A 14,028-nucleotide genomic window follows, 5' to 3' on the forward strand; every position below is an offset into this window, starting at 1 on the left:
AAGTTTCCAAATCCCGGCACCTTGCTCCGTTGCAGGTGTCGGGATTTTGATATTTGGGGCGCGAATGAACGGCCGTGAAACCGCGATTCCGCTAGGGTCGGTAGAACACCAAATCAGATGGGTAGGCTGATGGACCGCAAACTTCTTTTGATCATCCTGGACGGCGTCCCCTGGCGCAATTTCCGCCGCCTGTTCGGCAACCTCGAAGGTTGGGTGGACAGCGGTGAGGCGCGCGTTTGGAAGCTGCGGGCTGTGCTGCCCTCAATCTCGGCCAGTTGCTATGCATCAATCCATACGGGCGTCACACCGCAGGAACATGGATGTACCGGCAACGGAAATGTGTTCCGCCTGAGCCACAAGGATATATTCAGCCAAGTGCGCGAGGCGGGCGGTGTCACCGGGGCCGTCACGCATAGCTATTGGTCCCAGTTCTTCAACCGGCACCCGTTCGATTATGTCCGCGATGTGGAATATGACGAACCGGATAGCAAAACCATAAACCACGGCCGGTTCCACACAATGACGGGCTATGGCAAGGATAACCAGATGACGCCTTCGGACGTTGATCTGTTTGCCACCCTGACCAACCTGTGCCTGCGCTTTGGTCTGGACTACGGCATACTTCACACCTGCACCCTGGACAGTATGGGCCATCGGTTTTTCCACGATTGTCAGGAAATGGACCATACCTGTTTTGTCGCCGATGAAATGCTGGCCCCTTTCATTCCCCGCTGGCGACAGTTGGGATACGAGGTCATCGTAACCGCCGATCACGGACAGGACGAGCGTGGCCACCACGGTGGGCGGGGCGCTTTGCAGCAGGAAACGGCCCTGTATTACTTCGGCGATGCCGACGGCCCGCAGGCCGAAGCGGTGATTGACCAGTTGCAACTGGCCCCCACAATCCTGACCCGGATGGGCGCACCGATTGCGGACACAATGAAGGGCGAACCATTCCTGAAGTGATCAGGGCCTAACCATAGGCCCAAATGCCCTGCCCCAATGCTTCGATGGCCACGGATATGCGTTCGAAACTATCAGCTGCGCGTTTCACGCTGTTGCGGGCGCGTAGATAGCCGTGCACCAGACCCGCTTCGTTGATCCAATAGGCCCGACCGCCTGCCCGAGTTATCTGTTCACAATAAACAGCTCCATCATCGCGTAACGGATCGCAATCAGCGGTGATCACTACAGTTGGAGGCAGGCCCGAGAAATCGGTATCGTGTAGCGGTGCAAAGGTCGGATCGCTTTCGGGCGCTGCCCCGCCGCATCGAACCTTTTCATAGAACAATATCTCATCGCGGGTCAGTAGCGGCGCCTGCGCATGCTCCAAGTAAGACCCAGCAGAGCTGTCTCCGCCCAGACCCGGATAGATCAGAACCTGCCCCAACACGTCACCCGGTTGGCCCCTCATATGATGGGCAACCGCCGCAGCCAGATTCCCACCGGCACTGTCACCCGCCAACACAATCGGAACGCCGTATTCGGCAACCGCCCAGTCGACCGCTGCCACACTGTCCTGAAACTGCGCAGGATGCACGTGTTCTGGGCATAGCCGGTAGTCCACTGAAACAACGCGATACCCGGTTTGGGCGCAGATTTCAGCGCAGACATCATCATGGCTGTCCAGCCCGCCGACGACAAAGCCGCCGCCATGAAAATAGATGACTACGCGGGTCGGATCGCCCGCTGTATAAACGCGGACCGGCACGCCATTGGCGGACCGGTCTTCTGTTTCAACTCCATTCGGGCGCGGTTGGCGAAAGGTCTGACACATCGCGTTATAGACCTTGCGTTGCTCCTCGATCGACAGATCAACCGCGTTGTCGGGATAGCTTTCTGCCGTGCGTCTTATGAACGCCCATGTTTCTTCATCGATCAGACGTTCATAATCCATGTTACCTCCCGGTCAGGCAGCCCACTCCCACGGCCGGGTGAACGATCCCAGCACCTTGCTGACATCGTCTTCGGATGAACCGTTCGCGTCAAGCTGCGCAACAAGTCCGCGTTTCTTGTCATCAATGACCGAAACCACCCGAGCTTCGACCCCAGCCTCCTCCAACGCACCATTATAGACACGCGTGATCGCGTTTTTGCGCAGGTCCGGCTTGAACACTTTGCCAACCGCTGTTTTCGGCAGTTCCGGAAGGATGGTCATATGTTTGGGCTGCGCTGCACGTTCGTGCACGTGGACCTTACAGAACTCCAACAATGCCTCTTCGGTGACCGAGGCGCCATCGACCAGTTCGACAAAAGCACAGGGCAATTCACCTGAATGCGCATCGGGCTGGCCGATGGCTCCGGCAAAAGCCACGGCCTCGTGCCCCAACAGGGCTTCTTCGATTTCAGCCGGATCAATGTTGTGTCCGCCACGAATGATCAAATCCTTCGCGCGCCCAGTGATCCAAAGATACCCGTCTTCATCAAAACGACCCAGATCACCTGTGCGCAGGTATTTTTCGAAGTGATACAGGTTTTCGTTCTTGTCGACCTCGGTGTAGGTGTGACCCGGAAAGACACCAGGGTTCGAGATGCAGATCTCTCCGATTTCGTCAGCGGCGCATTCCTTGGGACCATCCGGCCCGTCCATCAGGATTTTGACATCCGTATAGGGGAACGGGATGCCTATAGACCCAATCTTTTTCTCACCATCAACCGGGTTGCACGAGACCAGGCAGGTCGCTTCAGTCAGGCCATAGCCTTCGACGATGGTCACACCGGTTGCTTCTTCGAAACGGCGGAACAGTTCAACCGGCAGAGGTGCAGACCCCGAAAAGGCAGTTTTGACACTTGAGATATCTGCATCCACCGGGCGTTGCATTTTCGCAGAAATCGCTGTGGGCACGGTGATGATAAAGCTGACTTTCCAGCGTTCGATAAGCTTCCAGAAATTATCGAAAACACCATCGCCGCGATACCCTTGCGGTGTCGGGAAGATCACATGCGCCCCAGATGAGACCGCTGCCATCATGATCACATGTACTGCGAAGACGTGGAACATCGGCAGCGGGCACATGATGACGTCATTTTCATCAAACAGCAGCGTATGCCCAAGCCAGCCGTTATAGATGAGGCCCGAATATTTATGCTGCGCCACTTTCGGCATACCGGTCGTGCCACCAGTATGGAAATAGCATGCGACGCGATCTTCGGTGCTGTCTGCAAAAGTCAGCGTCTTGGGCTGCTTCGCCAGCTCTTTGTTGAAATTCTTGTAATCCGCATGAGCCAGCTTTTCCTTGTCGCCCATTTTGGGGCGCAGCAGCGGAACGATCCATGATTTCGGAGGGGTCAGATAGCGGTTCAGGTCAATCTCAAGGATCGTATGCACCTTCGGTGCATGGCGCACAGCCTCTTCCACCTTTTGCGCCACATCCGTCTTTGGGAAGGAACGCAGCGTCACCACAACCTTGGCTTCGGTTTCCCGCAAGATCGCGGCGATCTGTTCGGGCTCCAACAGTGGGTTGATCGGATTCACGATCCCTGCAACCGCGCCACCCATCATAGTGACCAAAGTCTCATTACAGTTGGGCAACACGTAGGCAACGACGTCGTTTTCGCCCACGCCAAGCGAGCGGAACAGGTTCGCCGCCTGATTGACCTGCCCCAGCAAATCAGACCATGTCAGCGTTTCGGCCTTGTCTGTCGGACCGGAAAACAATTGGAAACTGATCGCGTTGTGATTGGGAAACTTCTCTGCTGTCCGAGACAACAGTTGATGGAAGGTGACCGGAAGATCACGATCCTCCCACGCCATTTCCTGTTCGATACGCAGTTTGTCTTCACGCCCTACAAAGGCCATGTGGCTCCTCCCCGTCTTGTAGTCTCCCACGTGTCTCACGCGGTTTTGATCCTCACATAGATGGGATCACAACCCGGCTGACACAAGCAAGGGCTTAGCGCTGGAAAACTTGAAAATGTAGAATAACGCTACGGCGGAAACTGATCTGTCCCTACGTCACCCTATTCTGCGGCTACCCCATCGGTGAATTGCAGGCGCGCCAAGCGGGCATAAAGCCCATCTTGCGCCACCAGATCGTCATGCGTGCCCTGCGCAACAATGCGCCCCGCTTCCATCACGACAATCCGATCCGCCTTCTTCACCGTGGCCAAACGATGCGCCACAATCAGGGTCGTCCGGCCCGCGCGCATCTGGTCAACCGCCCCCTGCACCGCCCGTTCGCTTTCCGCATCCAGGGCCGAGGTCGCCTCGTCCAGCAGCAACACCGGCGCATCCCGCAGTATGGCCCGGGCTATGGCGATGCGTTGTTTTTGCCCCCCCGACAGCATCACGCCACGCTCGCCTACAAAACTGTCATAGCCTTCGGGCAGTGCCGCAATGAACTCATGTGCAGCGGCGGCCCTCGCGGCAGCTTCGACCTCGGCATCCGAGGCATCAAGGCGGCCAAACCGGATGTTCTCGCGCGCTGAGGCAGCAAAGATTACCGGGTCCTGCGGGACAAGGGCAATATGGCGGCGGAAATCCGTCCGATCCAAACCGGTCAGGTCTTCCCCATCCAACAGAACACACCCTGAGTTCGGGTCATAGAACCGCTGGATCATCTGAATAACCGTTGTCTTGCCAGCCCCAGAGGGGCCAACAAAGGCTACGGTTTCGCCGGGGTTCACTTGCAGGGACAGGCTGTCCAACGCCACCACATCGGGCCGCGCAGGATAGCGGAAAGTGACATCTTGAAACCGGATCTCACCACGAACCGGTTGCGACAGCATTTTGGCCCGTACAGGATCGAGGACCGTATCTTCGGCATTGAGCAACTCAACCAGTCGTTCGGTCGCGCCGGCGGCGCGTTGCAACTCGCTCCAGATTTCGGACAGCGCGGCGACTGATCCTGCCATGATCACCGAATAGATCACGAACTGGATCAGCACCCCTTCTGTCATCACCCCGTTGCGGACATCATTGGCCCCCATCCAAAGCACGCCGACGATACCCGAGAACACCAGAAAAATGACGATCACGGTCAGGATAGCACGGGTTTGGATGCGGCGCAGCGAGACGATATATGAGGTTTCCGTCATCTCGCCAAACTGCTTTCGGCTCGCCCGTTCGTGGGTGAAGGCCTGAACCGTTTGCACAGCGCCCAACGCCTCACCTGCATTACCAGAGGACGCCGCGATCCAATCTTGATTTTCACGGCTAATGGCGCGCAAGCGACGGCCCAGAACCAGGATCGGCACGATCACCACAGGAATCAAAAGCAGGACAAGCGCTGTCAGCTTTGCGGATGTCAGCAGCATCAGTGCCAAACCACCCACAAACATGAGAATATTGCGCAGAGCGATCGAAACGGATGAGCCCAAAACCGATTGTATCAAGGTTGTGTCCGTGGTGATCCGGCTGAGCACCTCGCCGGTCATGATACGCTCATAAAATGCGGGGCTCATGCCAATGACCCGGTCAAACACGGCCTTGCGGATATCGGCCACCACGCGTTCGCCCAACCGCGTGACCAGCGCATACCGAATGCCCGTGCCCACCGCCAAAACACCAGCGATGCCCAGCGCCGCAAGGAAGTACCAATCCAGAAGTTCCCCATCCTGAATGCGGAAATTGTCGACCACGCGGCGCACGGCCAAAGGCAAGGTCAGTGTCATCCCCGCAGTCAGACACAATGCAAGCGCTGCACCAAACATCAGCGCGCCATATGGGCGCATGAAGGGCCAAAGCGCCCTTAGAACGCTCAGCTTTTTTGATGTGGCACGCTCTTCACTGGCCCCAGGCGGTGATGATGGTGTCTGACCGGTCGCAGTCTGTCTTGCCATGTCGGGCCTATGTTTCCTGATCAATTCTGGGTTTCTGTTTCTTGGCGCTAGAGGCAACGGGGGTCAAGCTCACGTGCTGAAATTGCCTGTGCCTCAGGGCCATTTGACGCAGAATTCGCAAAGGAAGCAACTGGAGCGGGTAGACGGAATCGAACCGACATAGCATACTTGGAAGACAAGCGTTTCGATCCAATTTTAATTCAACAAATCAAATTGTTGCAGGTCTTGTGTCGGAAAATAAATCTTGGAGCGGGCGGCGGGAATCGAACCCGCGTCATTAGCTTGGAAGGCTAAGGTCTTACCACTACACAACGCCCGCTTAAGTACAGCATCACCTATTTCATGTGAATTTGGAGGTCAAGTGGAACCACTCAAGAGTCTGCAAACAATCTGTATTATGTCTCATCATAATTGTTGTTATCAGAACCCGATACCTGATTGGGCAGTAGTGGCTCGACGAGAGGGCGCCTGAAAGAGGGTAGTGCGGCCTCGCGTTATCCTAGGCGTGAAATCAAGAGACGCTCACTATCCATTGTTGGTTTCCTCTAACGAACGATCTTGAATTGTTTTAGGAACCATTTTGCGAAAGAATTACCGCGAGCAGTTGAATCGCCGAAAACATCAGTCGATGATTATAAGAAAAACGAACACTTGTCTCAAACTGATCTAAACCAATTTGCGCAGCAACGCCGTTAACTTTCCACGTTGATTGCGGAACTTGGCCTGCAATCGCAAGGAGCATGGGCAAGTATGACTTCTCGGTACAACCAGCGCTAAACCGGTCTCTGTATTGCGATGAAATGTGTCACATTCTTCCCATCATCCAAAACCGGGCGCAACTCACATTCATGGACAAAACGTTCACCATTCTTCCGATAATTTGTGATGCGGACTGTTCCCGATTGGCCGTTTTTTATTAGGTTTCTGAAGTGGTCAATCGCTTCTGGCTCGGTATCAGGGCCTTGCAGTAGCCCGAGACTACGCCCCGCTACGTCTTCAAGCCGATAGCCGGTATGGGACTCAAATGCGTCGGACACGTAGATAACAGGAACGCCCGGTTGAGCGAGGCAAACAACCGCTGAATGCGAACCGATGGCTTCGCTTGCACCTTCTTCTCCGCGATCCTTTACAAACCGTTTAAAGTCACTTTGTTCCATCGAGTCCCCTATTTCTGTTCGGCAGAGACAATCGCTTCAACCAATTGTACCAACCTCAACTTTTCGTTCACGTCTGCGAGTTTCACGAATGAACTAACCAAACGGGCCAGCAAGTCTGCCTCGACAGGAATTTCTGCCGTTGGGCTCGGCATGTTGGTCGAGCTTTCAGATTGTGGGAGAAGAGATTCAATAGGGACTTGATAAAATGCGGCAAGCTTCATCAGGTATGGCAAGCTGCACTTGCTTTGTGCATCTTCATACTTCTGATACTGTTGAGGGCTGATTTCCAGGAGGCGCGCGACTTCCGCTTGTGTCATACGCTTTTCAGACCGCAATCCGCGCAGTCTTTGCCCGACATGCCCATAGACATCTTCGGATGAAAGAGCCTCTTTCAGAAATACCACTTCCTTTGCGCTCATCGGACCCGCCTTTTGAATGATTTAGAGATATCAATGTGACGACTATTTACCAAGCTTGCGCGATACGAACAATCTGTCAGAGAGTTTTTCGCGCAACTATGTCGTAGTTCCAATCCTCCTTTTGAATTTTCCCAAAACATGGGCGTACTGCGCACTTGTTCTAAATTTGGATGATGAGAACCTCACTTTGCGAGATTTTTTCTTAAATTTGACCGCTATCTAACATTTTCTCGCCTGATTTGGAGCTCAATCATCTTCTGTGAGCAAAGAGTTTCGTATTGTGAGGAAGACCATGGTTGATGACGCACGGCAGCAGGATTACCACACGGCCGGGGACGAACTTCAGCCCGGCACCGAGTTGATGCGGGGTCAATACAAGATCACGCAATATTTGAACTCCGGCGGGTTTGGCATCACCTATTTGGCAACAGACAGTTTGGATCGGCAGATCGTCATCAAGGAGTGTTTTCCCCAGTCGTTTTGCCGCCGCAGCGGGCGCCAGATAGAGGCCCGGTCCGAGGCCTATGTCGGTGAGCTTCGCTCAATTGTTCGGCTCTTCTCGCAAGAAGCAAGAGCGCTGGCGAAACTCAAACACCCTTATATCGTTGGCGTGCACCAAGTCTTTGAAGAGAACAATACCGCCTATATGGCGATCGATTTCGTTAAGGGCCACGATCTGCTTGCCATTATTGAACAGAAGGTCATGCTTTTGCGGCCAGATCAGGTTCGCGCGATCCTTCGTAAATTGCTGGATGCAATCGGATTTGTGCACACTGCCGGAATGCTGCACCGGGATATCTCTCCGGACAACATCATCGTAACCGATGAGCTGACCCCAGTGCTGATCGATTTTGGCGCAGCACGGGATCAGGCCACCAAAGCCACACGCGCGCTATCGGCCCTGCGCGTGGTCAAGGACGGGTATTCACCCCAAGAGTTTTATATCGCTGGCAGTGAACAGGACCCTAGCAGTGACCTTTATTCACTAGCGGCAAGCTTCTATCATGCGATCACAGGACAGCGCCCACCGGACAGCCAGGTTCGGATCGCGGCGCATGTGGCCAAAGAACCGGATTCCTATATCCCGCTTGGCAAGCTGACCTCGGATTATGATGAGGCATTTTGCGCCGCGATCGACAAAGCCATGGCCATTCTACCCAAAGACCGGATGAAAACGTCAGCGGAGTGGTCTCTGCTGATGGAGACTCCGGTCAAAACGATCTCAAGCCGCGTTTCCAAGCAATTGAAATCTGCGCGCCGCAAATCCACCCGTCCTGCAAACCGAGCGACCGCAGCTCCAGTCAAGCCGGTCAAAAGCGCATCAGAGTTGGTTGCGCGTGCATCGGCGATTGCCATTGCAGCGGGAATCATCGGGGGATCGGCCTATCTTCTACTGAACCAGGATCAGGTTGAACTCGGCACCGTCACCGCAGAGACAACTCCCCTACTTCAGCAAGAGATGGCTTCGGTAGAGACGCTCGATCAAACTCGGCCGCCTGTCACTCCAGTTTCAACTACGGCACCCGCAGCGACTGTGCCCGTCGAGCAGCCCGCTATTGTTCCGGAAAACACGCCGGCAGCAACAAAGGTGACAGTAGACCCAGTCCTGCAGGACTTCATTCATTCTTATGCGGATGGAGAGGTGGAAGCGTCCTGGAAGCTGGATCTGCCGTTTCGTCTAGATCAGGAAAACTTCGTCCTGCAAGTACCGCAGAGCCTGGAAAATCGACTACCGATAGGAAGCCGTATTTTGGAAGTTGAGGGCACGCCGGCTACCGACCTTGACGTCCAGCTCAGAACACTGGCCAGGCAAAGTGATGGCATGCAGATCAATTTCCGCGTTGTCGCCGAAGTCCCCGAAACGGGTGCCCGCCTTTATACACAGGTATCCGCGCCGATCATCTATTTGACCGACCTAAAGAACGGGTTTCGTTTTCAGACCCATTTTGATGGCTCTGTCTGGCTGACGCAGGTCATCGATGTTGCACCCGGCACCGATAGCGGGCTCAAGGCGGGCGACACGGTGGTGGCCATGGTTGGCAACAACGAACGTATTTCGGACGGGGCCACAATGGCGCGATTGCTGGCACAGGAAATCACATCCGGTCAGGGTCAGGTGCGTCTGGCGGTCAGCCGGGCGGGCACAATGTGGGTTGAACGCATCGAGACAGGAGCCTGACAATGATCACTCGCATTCGCGTGGCGGAGGCATCTTGATGCGATTTCTCAAGAAGGACAAAAACCGAAGCCCGAATCCCAGCCGGTCTCTGCCGATTGAAAACGATGACCTGTGGCAAAGCCCGATCATGGAACAGCCGATCACCTTTTCGACGGCACAGACGACCTCGCCCGCCATTGTTTCGCGTCCGCAGGAAAACGTGGGCAAGACACGGCTGATCGGATTTGACACCCGCAACAGGCCAGAAGACTTCGGGCCGCCAGAGGCCGAGCAAAGCGTCGAACGCCCAAGCTATATACCCGTCGGCTGGTTGGTCGTAACGACCGAGCCGGGGCGCGGTCAAAGCTTTCCCTTGATGGCGGGCCTTTCGACGATTGGACGGGGCAAAGATCAGGCGGTCTGTCTGGATTTCGGCGACAGATCGATTTCACGGGATAACCACGCGGCCATTGTCTACGACTCCAGCACCAACGAGTTTTTTCTGGGTCACGGTGGCAAGGCCAACCTGGTCCGCATGAATGGTGCGCCGGTCACAAAAACAACACCGATCCAAAGCGGCGCAGAGATTCAGATTGGAGACACCAAACTGCGCTTCAAAGCGCTGTGTGACACCGCGTTCCAATGGGACATGACCAGCCATATGGAGGACGGCGATGAAAGCCAGTTCTAAAATGTGTTTCGACGTTTCAACCGGAATTGATGTCGGTGCACGCGACTATCAGGAAGACTGTCTTGTGGCGGATTTCCCAGTGTGCGAGTCCTGTGGCATCGGTGTGCTTGCCGATGGAATGGGCGCGCATGCCTCGGGCGATATGGCCAGCGCATTGGTGGTCAGCCAGGTGTTTGCCGCGTTGAAAATGCGCCGGAATATCTTGAAATCCGACGACGCCAACATTCCCGCTTTGTTAAAAAAAGCGGTGGAAGAGGCCAATATGGCCATGTCAGATTTCATCAAGAACAACCCCGATTCAAAAGGGATGGGGGCGACTCTGATTGCAACCGTTATACGTGACAATCAGCTTTATTGGCTGTCTGTCGGGGATTCCCCCCTTTACCTGATTCGCAATGGTGAAATCCAAAAACTGAACGAAGATCACTCGATGGCGCCGCAGATTGACGCCATGGTAGCGTCAGGCCAGCTGAGCGCTGAGGTTGCCGCACTACATCCGGACCGGAATTGCCTGACTTCGGCGGTGCTGGGTCAGGAAATTCCGCGGATCGATTGTCCGGAAACGCCCATGACTCTTGAGCCGGACGATATCCTGATTCTGGCAAGCGATGGTCTGCAGACCCTGACCGACGGCACAATACTGAGACTAGCCAACAAAACGGCGGCCAGAAGCAGCGCCAAGGCGACCCAAAACTTGATGTCTGCGGTCGAAGCTGCGGCAATGCCCGAACAAGACAATATCTCGGTCATGGTGCTGCAAATCGACCAAATGCCCGAGATGTCCCACGAGCCAAAAACCGAACGACAGATTGAAACCCAGCCTGTCCATCGGTCGGCCGAAGAGGATGCCATTCTGGCAGCGCTGGTGCCGGATATCGAAGAGGCACCGGACATCATCAATCAGGCCATGGCGCTGTAATATGCCAAGCCACGAAGCGAACGACCCAAGCATAGGGCGCGCCGAAGCGAGCGTCGCGCACCCCGACTGCGAACCATAGAAGACGGAGATCTGACTATGACGAATATCATTAAGCTAAGCAAAAGCGTTGCAAGCGCCATTGCCATCGCCAGTGCCCTGCCAACGATTGCCGCAGCAGGACAAGTGGAATTATCAGCCCCCGATGGATCGCTGCGTTTGTCCGGCGAATTTCTGGACCTCGTTGACGGTCACTATCTGATCAAAACGCCCATTGGCGAGATGCGCGTTAGCACCGATCGGGTGAGTTGCAATGGTGAAGGCTGCCCCACAATCGACACCAGCGATGTCAGCCTGCGGATCGCTGGATCAGGTGTCATAGCGACCGAGTTGATGCCCCTATTGATAGCCGGGTATGCGGCGCATGCAGGCAATGACATCTCGACGCAGCTTCTTCCCAACAGCCAGAACAAACTGCTTAACCTCGTCACCGCCGAAGCGTTCGGGGATGATCTGGACAGCGTCCTTGTGATCCCCTCGGATTCCAGAGACGCCTTTGATGCGTTGGAAACTGGAGAGGCCGAAATTGGCATGTCGACCCGACGCGTTGAGAACCAAGAAGCACGCGGCCTTGCCGCCGATGGTGCGGGCAACATGACATCTGTTGGTCAGGAACACTTGCTGGCGCTGGAAAGCATCGCAATCGTGACCCATCCGGACAACCCGGTTTCGGCGATTGAGCTGGAACAGTTGCGCGATGTCTATCTGGGTAACATAACCAACTGGTCCCAGTTGAATGGCCCGGACATGCCGATTCAGGTTATCGGTCGCGACGCCGAAACCGCCTCGCGCGAGTTATTTGAATCTGTTTTGTTAGACGACACGGACATCACACCTTCCGGTATTTCGGCGGTGGGTTCCGACATTGAAGCCGCAACGCAGGTCATGGAAAATCCCGGCGCGATCAGCTTCCTGCCGTTCGGAGTGCAGCGCGGCACCAAGGCAATGAATATCATCGACGCTTGTGGCGTAGTAACAGAACCCAATGATTTTTATGCCAAGACCGAGGAATACCCCTTCGTGCGTCGGGTCTATCTGTATAACCGTAGCGATCTGGACAACGATTTTGCGCGGAATCTGCTGAGTTTCGCCAAATCGGAAGAAGCCGAGGATGCGATTTCGGTCGCTGGCTTCACCAGCTTTAGCGTCGGCAGGCTGCCGCAACACATGGCTGGATTGCGCGGTGAAACCCTGCGCTCGTCAAGAACTGACGCCTATGAGCAAAGTGTCGTTGATGAAATGCTGGAAACGGCGGGTAAGTTTGATCGCTTGTCCAGCACCTTTCACTTTCGTTCGGGTTCCTCTCGATTGGATGATCGCGGGGCCGCAGAACTCACCCGTTTGGTAGAATTCCTCAAGGATCAACCGCGCGGAACCAAGATCAAACTGGTCGGTTTCAGCGACGATGTCGGAACCTTTGACAGCAACAGACGCCTGTCTCTACGCCGGGCCAATCGGATTGCGGCCTACTTGAATACCGAAGCGGCCGATCAGCTTCCGGGCATCGAATTATCCTCAGTCGGATATGGCGAAACTGCTCCCGCCGCCTGCAACCTAACGCAGGAAGGACGGATTAAGAATCGGCGGGTCGAGGTCTGGATCGAAAGCACTGTTCAGGGGTGATCTTTTGAGCCATCGGTCCCATGATCCAGCGACAAAACCAAAAAGAAACACCGGGCCTCAGGTCCGGTTTTTTTTGCCCACGAGACTCAGCAAAACCTAAAGCATGAGAGGTGCCCGAAAGAATTCTAATTTTTCAGTATCTCTGCACACCAAAAAAAGAGGTATTCACAATAAAACCTCTCTTTTGTTGGTAATTGCCTCTCATTTTTCTCAATTATGACACTATCCAGCATCATTTTCAGATGAAACAGCAAGCAACCGGAAACACTGAAAATGATCCTTTATTCTCATCGCCTTCAAGGCGTTTTACAGCAGATGGTTGTCGAACTTGGGTTAGACCTGATTTTGTCCGACGACAATTCACCGGTGTCGCTGGTGGATAACGAGCAGACTTTGACCGAAGTCGCGGCTGGTATGAACATCGATGTCAAAAAGCTGGCAGCGAATAACGGCAGCGTTTTGTTCAGATTTCAGAGGAAAGCATGATGTCTAAGGCACGCCAAATGGATGGTGCTCCCGGCAAACGCGCTGGCTTGCCACTGGCTCGAGCCAACCGACTTGCAGAAAACGCCGAGGCCAAAAAGGGTCGCGGGCCGAACTTTATCGTGGCAACCGGGTTGCTGACCGTGGCTGCAATCGTTTCGCTTGGGGTGACACCAGGCAATACCGCGTTAAACAAATTCTTCAATAATTCAGAAAACTCTGACACCGCACCCGTGCTGGACTTATCAAAAAGGCCGGTCGCACTTGCGGAACCCGTGGCCGAACCGGCCCCTGTGATAGAACAGACAACCGCTGTTGTGGCTGGAGCGCAGGTTGAAACAGCGCCCGTCGCCGAGGCCATCGAACCCCCGGCAGAGCCCTCAAAGGAAGGCCGCCTCCTGGCCATGGTTGGTGACAACGCGAACGATCCCTACTGTATCCAAAGGATTGAGTCACGCTTGGTGTCGCTGCACGCAGCAACGCTTTCAGGCCCTGAATGGAACAATCGGGTGAATGACGTCAGCCAGCTTGTCCAGACCACGTTGGACTGCTCGCACGCAGGTCTGCAAGTCATTGGCAGCCTTGAATTGGCGGGCACCGGATTCGCCGATCTGCGCGTCAGCTGGAACCTTGAAACATGGACCCTGGACCTGGCTGTCGTCGACAGCAGCAATCCTGATGCCGACCTACAAGTGGCCAGCGCCTCGGACCAGTCAATCGAATTTGTTGTTCAGTAAAAG

General features: G+C 54.9%; 12 protein-coding genes and 1 tRNA gene. 7 read left to right on the top strand and 6 right to left on the bottom strand.

Going from position 1 to position 14,028, the window contains the following annotated elements; genetic code table 11:
- Positions 1–129 precede the first annotated feature (129 nt).
- Positions 130–966: an alkaline phosphatase family protein gene (locus tag ACR0KG_RS15700; protein ID WP_480547384.1), complete on the top strand. Its 837-nt coding sequence runs from the start codon at positions 130–132 to the stop codon at positions 964–966.
- Positions 967–973: 7 nt separating this feature from the next.
- Here the strand turns inward: ACR0KG_RS15700 and ACR0KG_RS15705 are convergent, their stop codons facing one another.
- The 6 genes from ACR0KG_RS15705 to ACR0KG_RS15730 form a co-directional block, all read right to left on the bottom strand.
- A complete protein-coding gene (locus ACR0KG_RS15705) occupies positions 974–1,897 on the bottom strand; it encodes an alpha/beta hydrolase (RefSeq protein WP_480547382.1) in 924 nt (307 codons plus the stop codon).
- A gap of 12 nt (positions 1,898–1,909) precedes the next feature.
- A complete protein-coding gene (locus ACR0KG_RS15710) occupies positions 1,910–3,799 on the bottom strand; it encodes an acyl-CoA synthetase (protein ID WP_480540360.1) in 1,890 nt (629 codons plus the stop codon).
- Positions 3,800–3,960: 161 nt separating this feature from the next.
- Positions 3,961–5,781, bottom strand: a complete 1,821-nt coding sequence (locus ACR0KG_RS15715) for an ABC transporter transmembrane domain-containing protein (protein WP_480827799.1) — start codon at positions 5,779–5,781, stop codon at positions 3,961–3,963.
- A 245-nt stretch (positions 5,782–6,026) separates the two neighbouring features.
- Positions 6,027–6,100: transfer RNA gene (locus ACR0KG_RS15720), tRNA-Gly, on the bottom strand.
- Positions 6,101–6,554: 454 nt separating this feature from the next.
- On the bottom strand, positions 6,555–6,938 hold the full coding sequence (locus ACR0KG_RS15725) for a PAS domain-containing protein (RefSeq protein WP_480544877.1): 384 nt from the start codon (positions 6,936–6,938) through the stop codon (positions 6,555–6,557).
- Between the two features lie 8 nt (positions 6,939–6,946).
- Entirely contained in the window at positions 6,947–7,357 is a 411-nt protein-coding gene (locus tag ACR0KG_RS15730; RefSeq protein ID WP_480544876.1) for a helix-turn-helix domain-containing protein, read from the bottom strand.
- 292 nt (positions 7,358–7,649) lie between these two features.
- On the opposite strand from ACR0KG_RS15730, the gene ACR0KG_RS15735 reads away from it, so the two are divergent.
- From ACR0KG_RS15735 to ACR0KG_RS15760, 6 genes are all read left to right on the top strand, one after another.
- Positions 7,650–9,536: a serine/threonine-protein kinase gene (locus tag ACR0KG_RS15735; protein WP_480547378.1), complete on the top strand. Its 1,887-nt coding sequence runs from the start codon at positions 7,650–7,652 to the stop codon at positions 9,534–9,536.
- A gap of 37 nt (positions 9,537–9,573) precedes the next feature.
- Positions 9,574–10,206, top strand: coding sequence for an FHA domain-containing protein (locus ACR0KG_RS15740; RefSeq protein ID WP_480547376.1), 633 nt, complete (start codon positions 9,574–9,576; stop codon positions 10,204–10,206).
- Positions 10,190–11,125, top strand: coding sequence for a PP2C family protein-serine/threonine phosphatase (locus ACR0KG_RS15745; protein WP_480827800.1), 936 nt, complete (start codon positions 10,190–10,192; stop codon positions 11,123–11,125). The genes ACR0KG_RS15740 and ACR0KG_RS15745 overlap by 17 nt, the downstream gene beginning before the upstream one ends.
- 96 nt (positions 11,126–11,221) lie before the next feature.
- Positions 11,222–12,805: a phosphate ABC transporter substrate-binding/OmpA family protein gene (locus tag ACR0KG_RS15750; protein ID WP_480827802.1), complete on the top strand. Its 1,584-nt coding sequence runs from the start codon at positions 11,222–11,224 to the stop codon at positions 12,803–12,805.
- A 273-nt stretch (positions 12,806–13,078) separates the two neighbouring features.
- Positions 13,079–13,291, top strand: coding sequence for a hypothetical protein (locus ACR0KG_RS15755; RefSeq protein WP_353011555.1), 213 nt, complete (start codon positions 13,079–13,081; stop codon positions 13,289–13,291).
- Positions 13,291–14,025, top strand: a complete 735-nt coding sequence (locus ACR0KG_RS15760) for a hypothetical protein (protein ID WP_480547370.1) — start codon at positions 13,291–13,293, stop codon at positions 14,023–14,025. The genes ACR0KG_RS15755 and ACR0KG_RS15760 overlap by 1 nt, the downstream gene beginning before the upstream one ends.
- Positions 14,026–14,028: the final 3 nt, after the last annotated feature.

It is taken from the genome of Ruegeria sp. H4, from assembly GCF_056533065.1.

Bases quoted from the DNA above. Each gene is read 5' to 3' on its own strand.
- ACR0KG_RS15700 (WP_480547384.1), top strand. From the start codon at position 130: ATGGACCGCAAACTTCTTTTGATCATCCTGGACGGCGTCCCCTGGCGC.
- ACR0KG_RS15705 (WP_480547382.1), bottom strand. From the start codon at position 1,897: ATGGATTATGAACGTCTGATCGATGAAGAAACATGGGCGTTCATAAGA.
- ACR0KG_RS15710 (WP_480540360.1), bottom strand. From the start codon at position 3,799: ATGGCCTTTGTAGGGCGTGAAGACAAACTGCGTATCGAACAGGAAATG.
- ACR0KG_RS15715 (WP_480827799.1), bottom strand. From the start codon at position 5,781: ATGGCAAGACAGACTGCGACCGGTCAGACACCATCATCACCGCCTGGG.
- ACR0KG_RS15725 (WP_480544877.1), bottom strand. From the start codon at position 6,938: ATGGAACAAAGTGACTTTAAACGGTTTGTAAAGGATCGCGGAGAAGAA.
- ACR0KG_RS15730 (WP_480544876.1), bottom strand. From the start codon at position 7,357: ATGAGCGCAAAGGAAGTGGTATTTCTGAAAGAGGCTCTTTCATCCGAA.
- ACR0KG_RS15735 (WP_480547378.1), top strand. From the start codon at position 7,650: ATGGTTGATGACGCACGGCAGCAGGATTACCACACGGCCGGGGACGAA.
- ACR0KG_RS15740 (WP_480547376.1), top strand. From the start codon at position 9,574: ATGCGATTTCTCAAGAAGGACAAAAACCGAAGCCCGAATCCCAGCCGG.
- ACR0KG_RS15745 (WP_480827800.1), top strand. From the start codon at position 10,190: ATGAAAGCCAGTTCTAAAATGTGTTTCGACGTTTCAACCGGAATTGAT.
- ACR0KG_RS15750 (WP_480827802.1), top strand. From the start codon at position 11,222: ATGACGAATATCATTAAGCTAAGCAAAAGCGTTGCAAGCGCCATTGCC.
- ACR0KG_RS15755 (WP_353011555.1), top strand. From the start codon at position 13,079: ATGATCCTTTATTCTCATCGCCTTCAAGGCGTTTTACAGCAGATGGTT.
- ACR0KG_RS15760 (WP_480547370.1), top strand. From the start codon at position 13,291: ATGTCTAAGGCACGCCAAATGGATGGTGCTCCCGGCAAACGCGCTGGC.